A 21,163-nucleotide genomic window follows, 5' to 3' on the forward strand; every position below is an offset into this window, starting at 1 on the left:
CACAATTGTAATGTAGAATATGTGCATAACACTGTGGACTACTCGCTAGTTATCCACAATTTTGTACACACCATGTTAACAACACGAATGTTTGTTCGATGGATATCCTCTTTAGCGAACGAAAGGAGCTTTATCGTTTGGAAGCCTTTGACACGGAAAAAGATCATGAATTTTGGATGCGATTAGCCATAGAAGAAGCACGAAAAGCCGAAGCCATCGGAGAGGTTCCGATCGGTGCTGTCATCGTTCGTCACGGTGAAGTGATCGGCCGGGGTTATAACTTGCGCGAAACCACGCACGACGCGACGGCTCATGCTGAAATGATTGCGATTCGTGAAGCCAGCGAGAGAATCGGTGCCTGGAGGCTGCTCGATTGTACATTATATGTCACGCTGGAGCCTTGTCCGATGTGTGCGGGCGCCATTGTGCAAGGCCGGGTACCGCTGGTCGTGTACGGAACTCCCGATCCCAAAGCCGGTTGCGCGGGAACATTGATGAATTTACTGCAAGAGCCTCGTTTCAACCATCGCACGGAGTTGATCGAGGGCGTGCTGCAAAACGAATGTGCCGAACTGCTCTCCGACTTTTTCCGGGGCCTGCGCGTTCGGATGAAGGAGCGTAAAGCGCTGCGTCAAGCCGAGCAAGCGAAAACCGAAGATGCCGCGGCTTTATCTTCGGCCGGCAGCACTTCCAATCCCGGAAAAGATCCCGACCTTTCCGATCAATAAGCCGTTTTCGCTATTGAACGAGTATCATTCCTTTTTGAGGATCGAATGAACGCCATATGCTTATCTTTATGCAATAAAAAAAGGCGACCCGCCATGGGCCGCCTTTTTGCTTTTTCGAAACATGCCGATTAGTAGTTCATGTTCTCCAGCTCGTCGAGCGTAATCGTATCTGTCGGGATGCCGACTTCAAACGTTTGCGCTTCGTTGACTTTGCTGTAAGTCGACGAACCCGTCAGGGACACTTTACCCGATGTTTCGGATTCCGGATCTTGGAAGTTGACGTCTACCGTCATTTTTTGGTGAACCGGGAATTTATCTTTGTTCAGCGCTGTGTCCAGTTGGAACGTGTTGACCGTCAGATAGTTTTTCAGTTCGTCCAGATCTTGGCTCATTTGCTCATTGTCCGTCGTGCTCAGCTCGGATTTCGCGTCTTGCAGGTCCTGTTCAGTCAGGCCGAGCATTTCGCGGTATTCCGGCGTATCCAGCGTTTCGATTACTTTAGGAAGCGCTACGTTAACCAGCGTCGTGATTGCGTCTTTCACGTTGTCGTTCGTTACTTCGAAACGTACAACGTCTTCAGCCGTCACGCCTTCAGGCAGACCCGCGTCGCCTGCGGCTACTTTTTTGAAGTATGTGCCTTCGTCGAAGCTGTCCAGTACCGCCGCACTCAGATCCGCGCTGAGTTTTTGCGAGTTTTTCGGATCAAGCATCGCGTCATTGAATTCCGCTCCTTGCTCGGCAGCCAGTTCTTGCAGGTCGAATTCGATGAATTTGCCTACGATGTTTTCCGGAAGCGGCAGCAATGCGATGTTCGGTACTTTGATGTACATTTTTTCTTTGGTCATGACCATCGGAAGCTTGATCGTCATTTCCATGTCGCCTTTCAGCTTCACTTCAAGGTTCATTTCCGTTTGCATCGGATCGCCTTGGTATACGGTCTTCACGTTGAATTCCGCGCCCTTCAACATGCTCACCACTTGGTTCACGCTTGTCGTATCCATGCTTGTCGGAGGAACGGTAATCGTCAGCTCGTTGATCGTGAAGTTGCTGTCCATCGAGTACGAAGTCGCGCCCATTGCGCTGTTAACCGATTCTTTCAGCAGGGCTTTAGGCGATTGTTCTACCGCGGCAGCCGGACTTGCCGCGTTGTTGCCGCAACCGGACAGTACAAGCGCGCCGGTCATGACCAAAGCGCCGAAGCTTCCGAATAATTTTTTGTTCATGTTTTTGTTCTCCCCTATTCATTCTGTATAATTTTTTTAAAAATTCCTAATACCCACTTACCCGTTCAACCAATCGATGAAACTTCGTCAGATCGACACATCAAACGTTTCGGACATGCCTAAGTATACGTGAACATTTTTCGAAAAGTTTCAAAATTCTAAAATTGGACACTCCGGCTCACAAAAAATACAGGACCTAAGAACTAAAACATTTCCCAGGTCCTGTATAAATTATCTGTTATTCCGTTATGGGTTAGTGAATATCTTTTTTCTTGAATCGACCGCCTTTGACGTCATGAATGTTGCCGATCGCCAGAAAAGCGTTATCGTCAAACTGATTCACGATCTCTTTGAGTTTGGCTTCTTCAAGGCGCGTAATGACGCAAAAGATCACTTTTTTCGGATCTCCGGTAAATCCGCCCTCGCCTGCCAAGTAAGTCACGCCGCGTCCGAGACGATCCAGAATCGCATTGCCGATATCGTCGATCTGATCGCTGATAATCCACACCGACTTCGATTCGTTCATGCCTTCGATCGTCATGTCGATCATCTTGTAAGCGATGTAGTAGGCAAGAATCGAAAATAACGCTCGGTCCCAACCAAAGACGAAACCTGCGCCCGACAAAATGAACAGATTGACGAACATGACGATCTCGCCGACCGAGAAAGGCGTTTTGCGCGAAACCAAAATTGCGATAATCTCCGTGCCGTCAAGCGAACCGCCGTTGCGGATGACGATACCCGTGCCGACACCGAGAAAAATACCGCCGAATACGAAGGCCAGCAATGTATCCGTGACAAAAGCCTGAACCGGATGCAGCAGTACGGTTCCGATCGAGAGCACGGTAATGCCGAGAAGCGTGGATAACGCAAAAGTCTTGCCGATTTGTTTGTAGCCGATAATCAGGAAAGGGAGGTTTAAAACAAACAGGAAAATACCTAGCTTCCAACCGGTGAGGAAAGAGGCCATAACCGATATGCCGGTGATGCCGCCATCGGTAATTTTATTGGGGACAAGGAACAATTCCAAAGCCACGGCAACGAGGATTGCGCCGAGGATAATAAAGATTGTTCGGATTATAATTTGCCTAACCGTCTTCTTCCCGTGCGCTCTGGGCGCAGAAGGTTTACGGGCAGGGGACGGGACTACGGATTCAGTCATTATTCACGTTCCTTCCGAATGATTTGGTTCTTGCTATAGGGTCCTCTCCTTTGCCGATAAGCTGCACAGTATACGACTGCATACATTTACGTATATTCTAATTATGCCATACTCTTGAGCAAATATGTATAATCTTATAGGCATTTTGCATAAACAAAAAACCGCCCTTCCTTATATAAGGAAAGGCGGTTATGCTTTCGTGTAACGGCATTTCGGAAAACTGCTGCACCCTATAAAAGGCCCGTTCTTGCCTTGCCGCTCGACCAGTTTGCTTTTGCATCTCGGACATATTCCTGCATTTACAAGAGATTCTTTCTCCTCTAGGTTCCGTTTGATGTCGGATACATGCTTTTTGCGTTCTTTAAAGGTATGAATTTTGGGGGACGACAAGGCTTTTTGAACTTGCCGTACCTGTTCATCGGATAATACGGCATCTTTGTACTTCCGAATCGTTGCGGCCAAGTCGGTTGCGTAAACCACGTCCGTCGTCATTTCCTTAAGCTTTAATTCGGCCCTTGCCGTGAACGCGATGATCGAAACGAACGGAATTGTGCCGTCTTGCAAATGTTCTTCAAGCGCCTTGATATGTCCGTAATTCTGTCGAATCGGGCTGTAAAGCCTTTCTTTGCGCCGATAAAGGACTTGCGTCCAATACTCCGACTTCTCGCTGCCCATAATCCAGCCCTTATAGTTCTTTGTCTCGATAACGAATACCCCGTATCTTGAGATTACCACGTGATCAATCTGCGATGTCCTGCCGTTTGCCCGCCGGATCATCAGATCATGCAGCACTTTATATTCTTCGGAATCGAGTTTGCGCAGCTTGCGACGAACGTCGGACTCCCCGATCTTCCCTTTCATTTTGGGAGACTTCAAGACCCGAATCGAAATCAAAATCAGTATAAATGCAACCAGTAAATAGATCATCGCTCAAAAAAACCTCTTTTCCCATATAAATACAATCATTCTCAAAAAAAACGCACCGTACCGTTATAAACGATAAGTGCGTTTCGGTTAAACTCGCCGCAAACACATGCAGCAAGGAAGTTTTAAAACTGGCGGAGAGGATGGGATTCGAACCCATGTGGAGTTGCCCCCTAACGGTTTTCAAGACCGCCCCGTTATGACCGCTTCGGTACCTCTCCAGAGGTATGATACATCTTAAAAGTGCAACATGTATTATTCTACTTCATTATTCGGCTTCATGCAAGACAGAAGTCCGCTCTGCGCGCTTTGAGGCGTCGAGAACGGACTTTATCTTTTTCTTTCTATAATGAAGATATGACGATTACGCTTGCGGCGCGATCACTTTCACTCCGCGCATGTACGGTTGAAGCACTTCGGGAATCACGACGCTGCCGTCTTCCTGTTGGTAGTTTTCCAGAATCGCGGCTACGGTGCGGCCTACGGCCAGACCCGAACCGTTCAGGGTGTGAACGAATTCCGGTTTGCCTTTCGTCTCGCGACGGAAACGGATACCTGCGCGGCGTGCTTGGAAATCTTCGACGTTGGAACACGAGGAGATTTCGCGGTACATGCCGCTCTCCGGCAGCCAGACTTCGAGATCGTATGTTTTCGCCGCGGTGAAGCCCATATCGGCGGTGCACAGCACGATGACGCGGTAAGGCAGGCCGAGCAGTTCCAGCACGCGCTCCGCGTTCGCCGTCATTTGCTCCAGCTCGTCGTAGGAATGATCCGGATGCACGATCTTGATCATTTCGACTTTGTTGAATTGGTGCTGACGGATCAGGCCGCGCGTATCGCGCCCTGCCGAACCCGCTTCGGAACGGAAACAAGCGCTGTACGCGATGTATTTTTTCGGCAAAACGTCGGCTTCGAGAATCTCGTCGCGATGATAGTTCGTAACCGGAACCTCGGCGGTCGGGATCAGATAATACTCCGTATCCTTCAGTTTGAACAGGTCTTCTTCGAACTTCGGCAGTTGACCCGTTCCGTACAAACTATCCTGATTGACGATATACGGAGGCAGCATTTCCTCGTAACCGTGCTCTTCGCTGTGCAGGTCCATCATAAAGTTGATCAAAGCGCGTTCCAGACGGGCTCCGAGTCCTTTATAGAAGGTAAAGCGCGAACCCGTTACTTTGGCAGCCGCTTCAAAATCGAGAATGCCGAGGTTCTGCGCCGTTTCCCAATGGGCTTTCGGCGTAAAATCGAATTCTCGAGGCTCGCCCACGCGGCGAATTTCCACGTTATCGTCTTCCGATGCGCCGACCGGCACTTCGTCATTCGGAATATTCGGAATCGCCATCGTGATCGCGTCGATTTCCGTTTCCAAGCCGCGCACCTCTTCGTCCAATTCCTTGATGCGATCGGATACTTGACGCATTTCGGCGATCAGGTCATCGGCGTTCTCGCGGTTCTTTTTCAACTTTGCGACTTCGCCGGACACGGTGTTCCGACGGTTTTTGAGAATTTCAACTTCCTGAAGCTTCTCGCGGCGTGCGCCGTCGAGGCTCGGGAAATTAGCGATCAGATCTTCGGATTTACCACGGTTCGCAAGCGCCTGCTTGACCCGATCGTAGTCGTTTCTAAGTATTTTCACATCCAGCACGGGAGCTTCATCCTTTCGATTCTCCGGTCTTGGACTGACGCACCATCTGTGTGAAATATTCGTGCAGTCGGTAGTCGTCGGTCAATTCCGGATGAAATGACGACACGAGAAGATGCCCTTCCCGAGCCGTTACCATTTCTCCATTATAAACCGCCAGCACTTCGACGTCTGCACCGATTTCGCGAATTAACGGCGCACGTATAAAAACAGCTCGAACCGGCTGCTCGATTCCGGTGATCGGCAGGTCGATTTCGAAACTTTCACGTTGGCGTCCGAACGCGTTGCGAGCCACCGTCATGTCCATCAGGCCCAGATGCGGCTCTTCCTGTCCTTCGATGTTTTTCGCAAGCACGATCAGTCCGGCGCATGTGCCGAAGATCGGCTTGCCCGCATCCGAAAATTCCCGAACACGTTCGATAAAGCCGTATTTTCGCATTAACTTGCCGATCGTCGTGCTTTCGCCGCCGGGAATCACCAGACCGTCCAATTCGTCGAGCTGCTCCGTTTTTTTCACCGCAACCGCTTCGGCACCCGCCTGTTCCAAACTACGAATATGTTCGGAAACGGCGCCCTGGAGAGCCAGGACGCCGATTTTGAGAGATTGAGTTGTCATATTCCGTTTACCAGCCGCGATCCTGCATGCGTTCCGACGGAGCGAGCTGCTTGATATCGATGCCTTTCATCGGCGCGCCCAGATCTTTCGACACTTCGGCAATCAGGCGATAGTCGTCGTAATGCGTCGTCGCTTCCACGATGGCACGCGCAAACTTTTCCGGATTATCCGATTTGAAAATGCCCGAGCCGACAAACACGCCGTCCGCGCCGAGGTGCATCATCAGTGCCGCGTCGGCCGGAGTCGCTACGCCGCCCGCCGCGAAGTTCACGACCGGAAGTTTGCCTGTCTCATGGATGCCCAGCAGGATTTCGTAAGAAACGCCCAGGTTTTTCGCTTCGGCGTACAGTTCGTCTTTCGACAGATTGCGCACTTTGCGAATTTGTCCGTTGATCAGACGCATATGACGAACGGCTTCGACGATATTTCCGGTTCCCGGCTCGCCTTTGGTCCGAAGCATGGAAGCTCCTTCGCCGATCCGGCGCAGCGCTTCTCCCAGATCTTTGGCTCCGCAGACAAAAGGAATGGTGAATTCATGCTTGTCGATATGATACACTTCGTCGGCCGGCGTCAGCACTTCGCTCTCATCGATATAATCCACGCCGAGCGACTCCAGCACTTTGGCTTCCACGTAATGCCCGATCCGCGCTTTGGCCATGACCGGAATCGAAACGACTTTCATGACTTCTTCGACGATCGTCGGATCGGCCATGCGGGCCACGCCGCCTGCTGCCCGAATATCGGACGGAACGCGCTCAAGCGCCATCACGGCCGTCGCGCCCGCCGCTTCGGCGATTTTGGCCTGTTCAGCGTTCATGACGTCCATAATGACGCCGCCTTTTTGCATTTCCGCCATTCCTCTTTTGACGCGCGATGTTCCTGCTTCCATGGTCATAGCCCCCTGTGTTCTCCGAATTTTCGGAACTTCTTAAGGCCTGATTCTATAGAAGCAGGTACCGTTTTACAATGGATTTACCGTAACTTAGAACAGGTTTTTGATGCCTTCGAACAGGTCGGAGAAGAATCCGCCGATCGCTCTCATCAATTGCTTGAACCAACCTGCTTTTTCGACATCCGCGGAAGCAATCAAATCGACCGTTTTCGTCTGTGCTTCAGCCATGCCTGCGGCTTGGTAGGTATACGTGGCCGTACCGACTTTATCTCCTTTGGCAATCGGAGCTTCCAGTCCGGCTTCGAGGCTGCTTTGCATTTTCAGACCGCTCGCATCCGCGCCTTTAGGCACGACGAAGCTGATCGCTCCCGCCGTCTCGTAAGCTACGGACTCTTCTTTGCCTTTGGCTACCGCTACGGGCTCTTCGCCTTCGACGGCTTTATTGGCTGCGACCATTTCTTTGATCTCGAAGTTGTTGAAGCCGTAATCCAGCACTTTTCGGGTCTCGACGAAGCGCGAACCTTGGTCGTTGACGTCCGTGCCCATCACGACGCTGATCAGGCGCATGCCGTCGCGAACGGCCGTACCGGTAAAGTTGTTGCCCGCCGCGTTGGTGTGACCCGTTTTCAAACCGTCCAGTCCTTCATAAGCGTAGGCTTTGAAGTTCGGCACCGATGCGTTGGCCTCGAGCATCCAGTCGAGATTTTCGATTCTGCCGCTGTCGCCCGGACGGAACTGATACGATTGCAGCGTGGTGAACTCGTTGAAATCCGGATGATCCGTCACGATGTATTTCGCCAGAATCGCGGCGTCCATGGCGGACATCACGGTTTCTTTGCCGTCGGCAGGTTGAGTACCTTGCGGCATATCGGCAATATCCAGACCTGTCGAGTTGGCAAAATGAGCGGTGGTCATGCCCATGCGCTTCGCCTCGCTGTTCATCATCTTGACGAATTCCATCTCGGTCGGCGCGACGGTTTCGGCCAAAGCGACGGTCGCGTCGTTGGCGGAGCCGATCGCCATCGCGATATACAGATCCTTAACGGTATGTTGGTCGCCTTGGGCCAAGAATACGCGCGAGCCCACTTGGGCAGCGGCATTCGCGCTGGTCGTGACGACGTCGTCCCAATTCAGTTTCCCTTGCTTGACCTGCTCGGCGACGATATATTCGGTCATCATCTTGGTCATGCTCGCCGGAGGCAATGCCGTCTCGGCATCCAGGGACAGAATGACCTCGCCCGTGGTCGGCTCAAGCAGTACAGCCGACTTTACGGCGAGATTGAGGCTTTCGACGGTCGGAATGGCTTTTGGAGCGGTTGCGGCCGGAGTCGCGGCGTCTTTGGTTTCGGTCGTTGTCGTTTGAGTGGTTGGTTCTGCTGCCGCGCTGGCCAGGTTGGCCGGAACGACGGACAGGCAGAGCATATGGATAAGCAGAACGGAAGCGGCGCTTCGTTTCAGGAATTTCGGCTGAGCGAACCGGTTCTTTTCGACTTTGCTTTTATAAGTAGAGGTCATGCGTTTCAATGGATAAGTACTCCCCTCGTGCTGAGTTTCTGGCATACTCCCTTAGTCTACCACAGGGTGATGTGGCGTGTCTTCCTGTGCGGCGGCTGAACTGTTACTTGTATTCGATGGTGAGGCGGCTGCGGGGGAAATTCGTTTCGGTCGCGTGTTGCATTTGGGAAGCTGGATTGGATTTCTATAAGGGCGCTTCCCAAATGCAAAGGCGAACGCTAACGCTCCTACACTGAATTTCCCCCTCCGCCTAGGCTCGACGCTCGGGAGAGCTTTTTGGGAAAAGGGCGGCGCGGCTATTTGGCCGGGTCGCTGAGCTGGATTCATCTCGTTCAAGGTTCAAGAACCAAAAAAACGCGGGAGCGGAGAGTTTCCGCGCGCCGCGTTCGAATTGCATTAAAAAGATGAATATCCCTGCATAAATCCCGAGAGCGAGAAAGTAAAAGCTTACACCGAATAGTTCGGGGCTTCTTTGGTGATTTGGACGTCGTGGGGGTGGCTTTCGCGCAAGCCTGCGCCGGTGATGCGGACGAATTGGGTATCGTTGCGCAGCACGTCGAGGTCCGAAGCTCCGCAGTAGCCCATGCCCGAGCGGAGACCGCCGACGAGTTGGTTGATGGTGTCGGACAAAGCGCCTTTGTAAGCGACGCGGCCTTCGATGCCTTCCGGTACCAGCTTTTTGTCGTCGTCCTGGAAGTAACGGTCTTTGCTGCCCTGCTTCATGGCCGCGATCGAGCCCATGCCGCGGTAGACTTTGAAACGGCGGCCTTGGTAGATCTCCGATTCGCCCGGGCTTTCTTCGGTTCCCGCGAACATGCTGCCCAGCATGACGGCGTGCGCGCCGGCCGCGATCGCTTTGGTGATTTCGCCGGAATATTTGATGCCGCCGTCGGCGATGATCGGAATGCCGTATTCGCGAGCGACGGTTGCGCAATCGTAGATTGCCGTGATTTGCGGCACGCCGATACCGGCGATAACGCGGGTGGTACAGATGGAGCCCGGACCGATGCCGACTTTAACGACCGAAGCGCCGGCTTCGATCAGGTCGCGGGTCGCTTCGCCTGTCGCGACGTTGCCCGCGATGATGGTCAGTTCCGGATAACGGGCGCGGATGTTGCGAACCGCGTCGATGATGTTGATATGGTGACCGTGCGCCGAGTCGACTACGATGACGTCAACGCCCGCAGTCACCAGCGCATCGATACGCTCGATCGCATCGCTGGATACGCCGACGGCCGCGCCGACGAGCAAACGCCCTTGCGAATCTTTCGCCGCGTTCGGGAATTGGATCGCTTTTTCGATGTCTTTAATGGTAATCAGACCTTTGAGAACGTTGTTCTCGTCGACCAACGGCAGCTTCTCGATCTTGTGCTGCTGCAGGAGGCCTTCCGCTTCGCGCAGCGTCGTGCCGACAGGAGCCGTCACGAGACTTTCCTGCGTCATGACTTCTTTGATCGCGATGCTGTAATCATGAACGAAACGCAGGTCGCGGTTCGTCAGGATGCCGACCAGCTTCTCGTCTTCGTCGACGATCGGAACGCCGGATATCCGATACTTGCCCATAAGGACCTCTGCATCGGAGACAAGATGATCGGGGCTCAAGAAGAACGGATTGGTAATAACGCCGTTTTCGGAACGCTTTACGCGGTTGACTTCGTCCGCCTGCTTCTCGACCGACATATTTTTATGAATGATACCGATGCCGCCTTCGCGCGCGATGGCGATCGCCAATACCGCTTCGGTTACCGTATCCATGCCGGCACTGATCAACGGAATGTTCAACTGTACCTTTTCGCTCAATTTCGTGGACACGCTGACTTCCTTTGGCAGAACTTCCGACTTTCTCGGAACCAGCAGCACGTCGTCGAACGTCAGACCTTCTTTTTCAAACTTGCTATTCCACACCCGATTTTGCCTCCTTTTTTATCTTGTCCTAACCGCCGTTTTTTCCTTATATGGAAAGCTGAAAGGGCTTTTCTGAAAATATATTATTGCAATCTTAGCAAAGGGGGTATGGGCTGTCAAGGTGAAAAAACAGGCGTTCTTCCGCGATTTCCAACCGGATGGAAGAGCAGGAACACTGTCCGCTCAGCATGGACAATCGATCCTGTTTTGAAACGTTCTCTTCATTAATAAGCATACGCGAATTGATCCGAGCGCACCCTTATTCAGAAACACGGCTAGTACTTTGTCAAAGCTAAAAGTAAGGGTACTACCGTCATTGATTAAGGCTTAACGCGAAGGATCTTTTTTCAAAAAGTAATCACTGCCCGAAATCCCCGCAAATTTTCATCCTCTACACTATTAAACATTATAACGTTATATTGTTTTTTCGAAAAAGCGATGGTATCTTGAAATGGAGACTCCTACCAGAAAGCAGGTGCGCCATGAAGCAAGATTTTGTGCTGCGGCATGTTCGGTTCCCGGACGATCGGATCGCAGACCTGAGGATTCAGAACGGCCGGATTGCGAGTCTGCATGATCCGGGCACGGCAAGCGGCGGAGACGCCCTCGATTGCGAAGGCTTGTACGTATCCAGCGGTTGGATCGACATGCATGTGCATGCGTTCCCCGAGTTTGAGCCGTACGGCGATTCCGTCGACGCGATCGGCGTGGATTGCGGCTGCACGACCATCGTCGACGCGGGAAGCTGCGGTGCGGATCGGATCGGCGAACTTGCAGCAAGTCGCGCGAACAGCCTCACCCGATTATTCGCTTTCCTTAATGTATCGCGTATCGGCCTCCAACGAACCGACGAGCTGTCACGGCTGGAATGGATACATCGGGAAGCGCTGCTTCGAGCCGTCCGCGAGCATTCCGACTTTATCGTAGGGTTAAAAGCAAGAATCAGCAGCAGCGTCGTAGGGGGCAACGGCATAGAGCCTTTACGGCTTGCCGTAGATTTGAGCGAGGAAACCGGACTGCCCATCATGACGCATATCGGTTCCGCTCCGCCTGCCATCGAAGACGTGATCGCCCTGCTGCGAAAAGGCGATATCGTCACGCATTACCTGAACGGCAAAGCCAACAACCTGTTCGATCATGAAGGTTCTCCCCTGCCTGTGCTGACGGACGCGATCAAGCGCGGAGTTAAGCTGGACGTCGGCCACGGCACCGCCAGTTTTGCTTTTCGAACAGCCGATCAAGCGCAGGGCGCGGGAATCGCGTTCGACACCATCAGCACCGATATTTATCGCGGCAACCGTCTGAACGGGCCCGTTTACGGGATGGCGAACGTATTGACCAAATTCCTTACGCTCGGCTACCCGCTGTCAGAGGTCATCGACGCGGTTACCTCCCGCCCTGCCGCTTGGCTGAAGCGCCCCGAACTCGGTCGGATTCAGGCGGGCGATCCCGCCAACTTAACTTTGTTTTCCATTAAAAATACGCCGTCTGTCCTCACCGATTCGCAAGGCTTCACCCGCACATCGACACAAACTATCCAAGCTGAAGGAGTGGTTATCCATGGCAAGTACCTTGCATGCCAAATACGGGCTTAAACGCGTTATCAACGCCAGCGGAAGAATGAGTATTCTCGGCGTGTCCGCACCAAGCGATACCGTGATGGACGCAATGCGCATCGGCGGTCAAAGCTATGTCGAGATCGCGGATCTTGTCGGCAAAGCAGGCGATCGGATCGCAAACCAAATCGGCTTCGAATCGGCGCTTGTCGTCAACTCGGCATCCAGCGGCATCGCTCTCTCCGTCGCGGGCATCGTGACGGAAGGCGATCGCGGCCGCAGCGTGCGCCTTCACCAATCCCCTATTCTCAAAAACGAGATCGTAATACTCAAAGGACATAATGTTCAATACGGCGCTCCGGTCGAAACGATGGTCTATCTCGGCGGCGGCCGGATCGTCGAAGCCGGTTACGCCAACGAAGGCACCGTCCGCCAGATCGAAGAAGCCGTTACCGAGCGCACCGCCGCCCTTTTATACGTCAAATCCCATCACGCCGTGCAAAAAAACATGGCTTCCGTCGAAGAAACGTGGGCGCTGGCGCAAAAACTACTTCTTCCCCTAATCGTCGACGCGGCGGCCGAGGAGGATTTGCAGCGGTATGCGTCGTGCTCCGACCTTGTCATTTTCAGCGGCTCGAAAGCGATCGAAGGCCCGACCTCCGGTATCGTAGCGGGCAAACGAACACTTATCGAGCAGGTCAAAGTCCAACTGCACGGCATCGGGCGCAGCATGAAGGTCGGCAAAGAAACAACATTCGGTCTGCTGCAAGCGTTGGATGAATATCTGGATAAAAAAGACACCAGCGAGCAGGAACGCGAAGCGCTGAACGCACTGCTGCCGCTCGGCGAACTGGACGGCGTAACGGTGAGCATCGTGCAGGACGAAGCCGGACGCGCCATTTACCGGGCTCGCATCAAGATCGATCCGATGCTCGCCGGAACCGACGCGGTGCAAACGGTAGACGGTCTGCAAAACGGCGAAATCGCCGTATACACGCGGGACTACGGGGCGCGGCAAGGCTATTTCGATATCGATCCGAGACCGCTGCTGGGCGACGATATGCAGGTGATCGAACGCAGACTGCGCGAACTTTTGCTTTTAAAAGGAGGAAATTAAACCATGACCACTCATATCCAAACTACCGAAGCTCCGATCCTTAAACGCCTCTATAACGGCCGCGCGGCGCTCAATGTATTGGCGGGCAGCGTGCAAAACGCAAAAGACGTATTCGAAGCGGCCGAAGGCCATGTGCTGGTCGGCGTACTGTCCAAAGCGTACGACACGGTACCCGAAGCGGTCGACGCGATGCGCGAATACGGACGCGGAATCGAAGACGCCGTATCGATCGGGCTCGGCGCGGGCGACAACCGTCAAGCGCAGGTGGTGGCCGAGATCGCGCGTCACTACGCAGGCAGCCATATCAATCAGGTGTTTCCGTCGGTCGGCGCGACCTCTGCGAATCTGGAAGGAACGCCGGGCTGGATCAACGCGCTCGTCTCTCCTTCCGGCAAGCCGGGCTACGTGAACCTGTCCACCGGACCGTTCAGCGCGGCGGCATCGGATCATGCGGTCGTTCCCGTCAAAGCCGCGATCGCGCTCGTTCGGGACATGGGCGGCAGCGCGCTGAAATATTTCCCGATGAAAGGACTGTCGCTCGAAGCCGAGTATCGTGCGGTTGCGGAAGCGTGCGGCGAAGAAAACTTCGCGCTCGAACCGACCGGCGGCATCGACAAAAAAAACTTCGGTCCGATCCTGCAAATCGCGCTCGAAGCCGGCGTGCCGCAGGTCATCCCCCACGTCTACTCCTCGATCATCGATTCGGCAAGCGGCGATACGATCGTGACCGACGTGAGCGAACTGCTGGAGGTCATGAAAAAGCTGGTCGATCGCCATGCCTAAAACGGTAGCGGCGTTCGGCGAGGTGATGATGCGGCTGGAGGCTCCCGGTCTTCGGCTGTTGTCGCAAACGGATACGCTGCAAGTCTCGTATTCCGGCAGCGGCGTCAACGTGCTGTCGGCGCTGTCTCGGTTCGGCCACCGGGTACTGCCCGTGACGACGCTGCCGGACAACCCGATCGGCGACGCGGCGGAAGCCAATCTGCGCAAGCTGGGGCTGCTGCCCGATTTCGTTCGCAGGGACGGCTTGCATCTGGGCATGTATTTTCTCGAAGCGGGGTTCGGGGCGCGTCCCAGCCGGGTCACTTACTCCAACCGTCCGCAAAGCAGCTTCAATACCGCCGCCGAAGGCATCTATCCGTTTGCCGATATCGCAAGTTCGGTCGACGCCGTACATTTTTGCGGCATCTCGCTTGCCATGAACGACACGGTGCGGCGCAATGCGCTGGCTTTCGCGGAAGCGGTGAAGGCAGCGGGAAAAACCGTCATCTTCGATTGCAACTACCGTCCTGCGCTCTGGGGCGAAGACGGATATGCGATTGCGCGTCCGTGGTATGAAAAAATGCTGCATTTGGCCGATATCGTGTGCATGAACGAAAACGACGCCATTCATGTTCTCGGACTGCCGGCTTCTTCGACGGAGCGGCTGCATCAGCTTCAAGAGTTGATTCCTTCCGTGGCCAAGACGTATAATATCGCGACAATCGCCGGAACCCATCGTCACATCGAAGCGGACGGTCGGCACTCTCTGCTGGGCTATCTGCATACCGGAGACGCGTTTTATTTTTCCGATCCGTTGACGTTTCCCGTATACGACCGAATCGGCGCGGGCGACGCGTATGCGAGCGGGATTATCCACGGGCAGCTATCGGAGTTCGCTCCGGAGCAGACGGTCCGGTTCGCGTCCGCCGCTTCCATGCTGGCGCATACGATCGCGGGCGATACGCCGTTTTCGTCGGAGGCGCAAATTTTCCGGGCCATGATGGAAGGAATCGGCGATATAGAAAGGTAGGAAACCTTATGGCGACAAGCCGCACCAAACAACCGCTGTACCTCAAAATTCACGGCATTCTCAAAGATCGCATTTTACACGGCCAATATCCGCTCGACTCGTATTTGCCGCCGGAGCCGAAGTTGGAAGAAGAATTCGCGGTCAGCAAGATTACGGTTCGCAATGCGGTCAAGTTGCTCGTTCAGGAAGGGTATTTGGAGACGAGCAGCGGAAAAGGCACGCGCGTCGTCCGCAATACCTCAACCTCCAAACTCTCTACCTGGAAACGATTCACGGAGATTCTGGTCGAGGAAGGCCATCGGATCGGCAAACAGCTGCTGCATGCGGAAATCATTCGTACCGGCGCGGAAGGCCGGCTGCGGGAGTTGTTCGGCGAATCGTGTTTGCGAATCGAACGGCTTTATACGCTGGACGACGTGCCGTATATCCATTACACGCATTATTTGCCTGCACGCGCGGAGGACCCGACGGAGTCGGGGCTTCAAGGACAATCGCTGTACGGCTGGCTGGAGGAGCAGGGAATCGCGATCGCGCGGATGCGCGACGAATTTTCGGTCGGATCGCCGGACGTCGGGATCGCCGATTCGCTCGGGATTCCGCCGGGGACGCCTCTGCTTAAAAGGTTGCGATTTGCTTACGATGAGCAGGGTCGGGCCGCGGAGTGCAGCGAAGGGTATTATCGGGCGGGGATGCATCCGTATGTCGTGAATTATGAAGTGTGAGGGTGGAGCGCATGGGAGACGCCGCGAGCCGGTTTCGACCTGCGCTTCGTTGTCCTTTCAAGGGCAAAGGCGCTTCGGTTCGAAACCGGCTCGCGGCTGGGCCATGCGCGGGGAGGTAGGTAAGGGAAAAGAGAAAAAAGCAAAGCAAAAGAGAAAGGACTAAGGTTTGTTGGAGTTGGTTTAAGGGATTAGAGCGGGCTGGGATTTGGCAGGTGTGGAGATTGCTTTTTTGTCAATGTAGCTTCGGGATTAGGGTGTCGGAAGGTTGTAGGTTGCTTTTTAGGACATGTAAGGTGTGGATGTTCGATGTATAGTTGCAGATTATACAAGATTTTCGGTTCAAAAAGGCTCGTAAGCTTGTTGGAGTTGTAGAGAATGCAACATTATGGGGTACTATTGTGCTTTTGAAACGATAAATGGAGTGGAATGTTGTAGATTTTGCAATTTGGACGGGTAAGATTGGCTTTTTGGAGCAGTAATCTTGCAAAAAGTACAACTTGGCGGCTCGACTGCGTGAAGCGAGGTAGCTATTTTTCGAAAACGATGCTTGATGGAGTCCGTCGTGCGTCTTTTTGGATCGAACTCGGCGAATTAAAGGGGCTGCTCCACGCAGAGATTGTCGATCAGGCCGCATATCTCGGAAAAAGAAAACCACGACTTCCCTTGATGCGGGAAGCGTGGTTTTTTAGTTTGCTCGAATCAGACCAAGCCTTTCTCCATCGCTTTCACGACCAACGTCGCGAACAGGCTGTTGGACCAGGCGAACCATTCGCGGGAGAAGTCGCTCGGGTCGTCGGGGTGGAAGCCTTCGTGCATGTAGCCCGTTCCGGCGTCGGTGGCGAGCAGGGTTTCGATCAGGTCTTTGATTTCCTGGTCGTCTTCGGATGTCAGGCCCTGCATGGACAGCGCCATATGCCAGACGTAGCCGCCCGGGGTATGCGGGCTGCCGATGCCTTTGGCATGCTTGCCTTCGAAATAGAACGGGTTATCGAAGCTCAGCGCGAAACGGCGGGTGTTTTGGTAGATTGGATCGTCGGTGCCGACGTAGCCGATGTACGGAATCGACAGCAAACCCGGCGTTCCGGCGTCGTCCATCAGCGAGAAGTTGCCGTAGCCGTCGGTTTCGAACGCATAGATTTTGCCGTGCTTCGGATGGTCGACGATGCCGTAGCGCTGGATGCCGAAGTTGATTTCTTTGATCAGTTTCGCGGCGCGTCCGGCCAGCTCCACATCTTGGTAGATGTCGGATGCGATCCGTTCGATATGGCCGAGGATCACGACCGCGAACATGTTGGCCGGGATGTTGTAGCCGAATTCGCATGCGTCGTCGCTGGAGCGGAAGCCGGACCAACTCATGCCGGTGTAGTTGGTCGGCATGCCACGTCCGTCATTGTACAGCGTCTCGGTGTCCTGTTTCGTATCGCGGCGGAAGAAATACGGCGATTTCTCGTCATGCCGCTGCTCGGTGGCGATCACGCGCACGACGCTGCTGAGCGCCCGGTAACAATCGTCGTCGAACATGGAGGTACGGCCCGTTTCCTGCCAGTATTGCGCCAGCAGCTGTACCGGGAAGCACAACGAATCCAGCTCATACTTGCGTTCCCACATCCAAGGACTTAATTCGCAATCGTCGGAATCGCGGTAATGCCGTCCGTTTGCCGTTTCGTTGAACGCGTTCGTGTACGGATCGATATTGATGTAAAAAAGCTGCCGCGCGATCAGTCCTTCGATGATGCGCTGCAAGTCGGCATCATCTTTGGCTAGCGGGATATAATGGCGTACCTGCTCGACCGAGTCTCTCAGCCACATGGCCGGAATATCGCCGGTATAGACGAAGGTCGTGCCGTCATCCAGCAGTTTGGTCGTCGTTTCCAGCGTATTCGGGAAACAGTTGCGGAAAACTTGCTGAAGCTTGGGATGATGCGCGAGTCTCTTGTCGGTTTCTTCGAGGTAACGCTCGACCGCGGCAGGTAGAGTTTTTGTCGTGTTCATGGATAACGCCTCCTGTTGGAACGTAGTAAAAAATATCGGATCGCTTGCGTACGGTCCGCTCGCCCACTCTTCTTTCGATCGACATGAAACGAATGAACAAAAGCGAGTTGGACGAACGTTCGCGTTGAACATGCTTTTTATAGAAAGAAAATTCAGTAGTGATCGAAAGCGATCAAGCAGACGATTGCGATTCGCTTTTTAAGCGTTCGGCGTTGTGTCCGGCTGAACCGCCAGCGCGAACGTCACGATTTTGGCCGGGCTGACGGGTACCCGTATAGCTTGCTGTTCTTGTCGCCGGATAGTTTCCGTTACCGCACCGCGCCGTTCCAAAATATCGCTCTCGTATACGGCATCCGCCGCAAACTTCGGCTCGAACGCAAGCTGCGCGTCTTCTCCAGACAGATTATACCAACGCACGATCACGTCGCCTTTTTCTTCCGATTGCTTAAACGCGGACAGTGCCAGCTTTTCGCCGCTCCATGTCAACGCTCGGTATTCCGCGGGAAGCGTGCCGGACTGCATCTTGAGCGGTTGGCTGAACCACGGCGTCTGATACTGATAAGCTTGAGCGAACGCGCCGGAATCGATCGCATTGCCGGCATGCGGATACACGGCGTATTCCAGCGTATGCTCGCCGATGCACTGCGCTTCCGGCGTCGGGAATACGCCCCAGTCGCCCATCTCCGATACGCTGCGCAGCAGCGTGACCGCGATCGTGCCGCAGCCGTCTTGCAGCACCTCGTATTCGTTCAAGCCTTTGTTGGCGACGGTCAGCCCATGCGTACCGTCGGACAGACTGACGAAAGCCTGCTGATGCTGGGCGTTGCTCGGGTTGATCCATTCCGGTGCCGGAACGATATTGCGCTCGGCGGCTTCGAAGATCGAATCGGCCAGCACGGTCTGCGTCTGCAAGCCGGTCGGCAGCAGCACCCGCAGCCGATGATCGCGCGCTTGGTTGTTGAGCGTCACGGACACTTGAACGCCTTTTCCCGATGCTTCCAGCGAAACGCGGGTGGTCAGCTTCAGCGTCACCGTATCCGTCGAACGGCCGGATCGGCGTTTAAGGAACGGCACGAGACGCCGCTTTTCGTCTTCGAACAAATCTTCGGCCGATGCCGGGATCTCCCACTCGTGCACGATCTCGTAGGTGACCCGGTACGGTTGGTCTTCGACAAGCGTAATGGCAGCGCTCAGCCCGCGCGTCGTCAGCATTTCGTCGCCCTCAGGCTGGCGGAATACGTACTCGTTGCCGATATCCCCGCAGTCGTCATACACGCCGAGCCCTTCGAAGGTACGCCCTGTTGTTTTGTCCGTGAGGGAGTAGGAACCGTCGTCCGCGAAGCGGACGGCGAGAACTTGATTTTCCATGCCATAAGGCGTGGAGACGACTTCTTCGATCGAAGACGATTTTTCAAGTTGATCCGCCTGTTCTTGAAGCGCTTTTTCGCCGTTTCGAGAAACAGCCGCTTCATAATCCGTTCCTCTTCCTTCTTCCTCCGGCACCCACGCATACAGCTTGTATCCCAACGCCGGCACGTTTTGCGCTTCGAACGTCAGTCGGAACGTCCGCGCCATATACGGCACGCGGAAACCGTCGTCCGGCAGATCGTAGCCGAACTGCGCGCCCAGGTCCTCGATCTTGGCCGGAATCTGTCGCCCTTCCGTATCGATCACCCGGCCCGGACCGATCTTCAGCGCATCCAGCTTGTCCGCGATGCCTTGCGGCGACGGCCCTTCTTTGAAGTTGATCCGTACCGCCTGCACGTCGACAGTTACGACGCCGCCGCGATCCCAACCCGTCGTATTGAAAAAGGCTGCGGGACGCGCGTTTTCCGGCCATGCCGCGATATCGTCCGTGCCGATCCGCGAACCGATCGCCGACAAGCTTTCCGCGATCAGCGCTTCGGCCATATGGCGGCTTTTATCGAACCGTCCGATCATCTCGCGATGGATCTCGTCGACGCCGCATCCGCAGATGCTGTCGTGCGGATGGTTTTGCATCAGCGTTTTCCAAGCGTAGGCCAGAGGTTCGTGCGGATACTTGTGCCCGGCCGTCAGGTTCGCGATCGCGGCCAACGGCTCGGCTCCTTTTTCCAGCAGCGTCTGTCCGACCTGGTTCATCTGCTTCAGGTAAACCCGCGCCGATGCCGTATTGACCAGCGTCCCCCAACCGTCCGTCCGCGTGCTGCGCAGTTCGCCGTGCACGGTCACCCAATCGTCCGACGGATGTTTCCCGAGCGCTGCCAGGTAACTGTCGAACGTCGCATGCACGAAGTCCACGTCCGGGTACAGCGTCTTCGCCGTCTCGATCGCGTCGCCCAGATCTTTTTGAATCGGCTGATGGTCGCATCCGTTCATGTACAGCAGCTCCGGGGTCGACGCGTACTTTTCCGCATCGGCCAGCTTTTTGTCCCAATACCTTTTCGCTTCCTCCGGGTCGACCGGAATTTCGTTGCCGTTGCTGTACCAGTTGGCGAACAGCACCCCGACCACGCTCGATCCGTCCGGCGATTCCCAGACCATCTCCGAATACGGGGATTCGTATTCGCCCGGCGCGTCGACGACCACGTTGTCGAAGCCGGTCGGCTTGACGCCGCGTCCGAACACCGCCGCTTCGATGCCCGCCTGCTTCAGCATCTGCGGCGCCTGCCCCATATTGCCGAAAGAGTCCGGGAAATAGCCCAGCTTCGATACCGGACCCCAACGCGCGGCTTCTTGATGACCGATCAGCAGGTTGCGCACGTTCGCTTCCGAGCTGGTCAAAAATTCGTCCTGCAGCACGTACCACGGACCGACGATGATTTTGCCCTGCTCGATCAGTCTCGCCAATCGTTCTTTTCCGTCCGGATAAACTTGCAGATAGTCGTCGATCATGATCGTCTGCCCGTCGAGGTGAAAATATCGGTAACGCTCGTCCTGTTCCAGCGTATCCATCAGTTCGTTCATCAAGCTCGTCAGACGCAAATGATGCGATTCGTAAGGCAGATACCATTCCCGGTCCCAGTGGGTGTGGGAGATGATATGCGCGGTTTTCCGTTTCATGCCCAATGTCCTCCTTCGCCTTGCTCAGGTTCGGAATCATGTTGGCATACCTGCGGCGTAAGCGCAATATGTGGAATTTCCGCCGTTTTTTCAAGCACATATTCCACATAGTTCCGGCAAAAGAAAAGCTGACATACCGATTGTCTTTGCTTGCTGCAAACCGCTCTGCTGCGCCATTTGTCAGGTTTTTAAGAATGACAATGCGCAATCGACATATTTACGGCGTCAGTCAGGCTTCGTTAAGATTCGAATTGTAAGCGCTGCGCATTTTGGATAAACAAGTCGAGCGCGACGCGTGTGTTTACACTTGAGGCTCTCCGGCAAAACGGCAG

The 21,163-nt window shown here is 54.4% G+C and carries 15 protein-coding genes, 1 tRNA gene and 1 pseudogene; 6 read left to right on the top strand and 11 right to left on the bottom strand.

The genetic code is table 11. From position 1 onward, the window contains the following. Window positions 1–98: 98 nt before the first annotated feature. Window positions 99–632, top strand: a pseudogene (gene tadA, locus HRQ63_RS25490) (tRNA adenosine(34) deaminase TadA); the annotation flags it as partial. Between the two features lie 224 nt (window positions 633–856). On the opposite strand, the gene HRQ63_RS25495 reads toward tadA, so the two are convergent. The 9 genes from HRQ63_RS25495 to guaB form a co-directional block, all read right to left on the bottom strand. Further along, complete coding sequence (locus HRQ63_RS25495) at window positions 857–1,951, bottom strand: hypothetical protein (RefSeq protein WP_172247918.1); 1,095 nt, start codon at window positions 1,949–1,951, stop codon at window positions 857–859. A 253-nt stretch (window positions 1,952–2,204) separates the two neighbouring features. Continuing rightward, window positions 2,205–3,113 (bottom strand): YitT family protein, encoded by a 909-nt coding sequence (locus HRQ63_RS25500; RefSeq protein ID WP_037285922.1) that lies wholly within the window; start codon window positions 3,111–3,113, stop codon window positions 2,205–2,207. A 189-nt stretch (window positions 3,114–3,302) separates the two neighbouring features. Then, a complete protein-coding gene (locus HRQ63_RS25505) occupies window positions 3,303–4,040 on the bottom strand; it encodes an NERD domain-containing protein (protein WP_172247919.1) in 738 nt (245 codons plus the stop codon). A gap of 129 nt (window positions 4,041–4,169) precedes the next feature. Further along, window positions 4,170–4,258: transfer RNA gene (locus HRQ63_RS25510), tRNA-Ser, on the bottom strand. Window positions 4,259–4,401: 143 nt separating this feature from the next. Further along, the gene (gene serS / locus HRQ63_RS25515; RefSeq protein WP_172247920.1) at window positions 4,402–5,685 is read right to left on the bottom strand and encodes a serine--tRNA ligase; all 1,284 of its coding nucleotides are present in this window, start codon (window positions 5,683–5,685) and stop codon (window positions 4,402–4,404) included. Between the two features lie 7 nt (window positions 5,686–5,692). Further along, on the bottom strand, window positions 5,693–6,298 hold the full coding sequence (gene pdxT, locus HRQ63_RS25520; protein ID WP_172247921.1) for a pyridoxal 5'-phosphate synthase glutaminase subunit PdxT: 606 nt from the start codon (window positions 6,296–6,298) through the stop codon (window positions 5,693–5,695). A gap of 7 nt (window positions 6,299–6,305) precedes the next feature. Next, window positions 6,306–7,187, bottom strand: a complete 882-nt coding sequence (gene pdxS, locus HRQ63_RS25525) for a pyridoxal 5'-phosphate synthase lyase subunit PdxS (protein ID WP_037285930.1) — start codon at window positions 7,185–7,187, stop codon at window positions 6,306–6,308. Window positions 7,188–7,280: 93 nt separating this feature from the next. Beyond that, entirely contained in the window at window positions 7,281–8,705 is a 1,425-nt protein-coding gene (locus tag HRQ63_RS25530; RefSeq protein ID WP_172247935.1) for a D-alanyl-D-alanine carboxypeptidase family protein, read from the bottom strand. A 447-nt stretch (window positions 8,706–9,152) separates the two neighbouring features. Then, complete coding sequence (guaB, locus tag HRQ63_RS25535; protein WP_172247922.1) at window positions 9,153–10,610, bottom strand: IMP dehydrogenase; 1,458 nt, start codon at window positions 10,608–10,610, stop codon at window positions 9,153–9,155. Window positions 10,611–11,092: 482 nt separating this feature from the next. Between guaB and HRQ63_RS25540 the strand changes: the two genes are divergently transcribed. Genes HRQ63_RS25540 through HRQ63_RS25560 form a run of 5 tightly spaced genes read left to right on the top strand, consistent with a single transcriptional unit; the run spans window position 11,093 to window position 15,797 of the window. Continuing rightward, a complete protein-coding gene (locus HRQ63_RS25540) occupies window positions 11,093–12,205 on the top strand; it encodes an amidohydrolase/deacetylase family metallohydrolase (protein WP_172247923.1) in 1,113 nt (370 codons plus the stop codon). Next, window positions 12,171–13,283, top strand: a complete 1,113-nt coding sequence (locus HRQ63_RS25545; RefSeq protein WP_172247924.1) for a DgaE family pyridoxal phosphate-dependent ammonia lyase — start codon at window positions 12,171–12,173, stop codon at window positions 13,281–13,283. Before HRQ63_RS25540 ends, HRQ63_RS25545 begins: the two co-directional genes overlap by 35 nt. A 3-nt stretch (window positions 13,284–13,286) precedes the next feature. Further along, window positions 13,287–14,066 (top strand): 2-dehydro-3-deoxy-phosphogluconate aldolase, encoded by a 780-nt coding sequence (gene dagF, locus HRQ63_RS25550; protein ID WP_172247925.1) that lies wholly within the window; start codon window positions 13,287–13,289, stop codon window positions 14,064–14,066. Then, window positions 14,059–15,075, top strand: a complete 1,017-nt coding sequence (locus tag HRQ63_RS25555) for a sugar kinase (protein ID WP_172247926.1) — start codon at window positions 14,059–14,061, stop codon at window positions 15,073–15,075. Before dagF ends, HRQ63_RS25555 begins: the two co-directional genes overlap by 8 nt. A gap of 8 nt (window positions 15,076–15,083) precedes the next feature. After that, complete coding sequence (locus HRQ63_RS25560; RefSeq protein WP_172247927.1) at window positions 15,084–15,797, top strand: GntR family transcriptional regulator; 714 nt, start codon at window positions 15,084–15,086, stop codon at window positions 15,795–15,797. A 699-nt stretch (window positions 15,798–16,496) separates the two neighbouring features. On the opposite strand, the gene HRQ63_RS25565 is transcribed toward HRQ63_RS25560, so the two are convergent. Then, entirely contained in the window at window positions 16,497–17,789 is a 1,293-nt protein-coding gene (locus HRQ63_RS25565) for a glycoside hydrolase family 125 protein (protein WP_172247928.1), read from the bottom strand. Between the two features lie 198 nt (window positions 17,790–17,987). Beyond that, window positions 17,988–20,831 (bottom strand): alpha-mannosidase, encoded by a 2,844-nt coding sequence (locus tag HRQ63_RS25570; protein WP_172247929.1) that lies wholly within the window; start codon window positions 20,829–20,831, stop codon window positions 17,988–17,990. Window positions 20,832–21,163 lie beyond the last annotated feature (332 nt).

Origin of the sequence: Saccharibacillus endophyticus (assembly GCF_013185185.1) — a bacterium.
Classification (GTDB): Bacteria; Bacillota; Bacilli; order Paenibacillales; family Paenibacillaceae; genus Saccharibacillus; species Saccharibacillus endophyticus.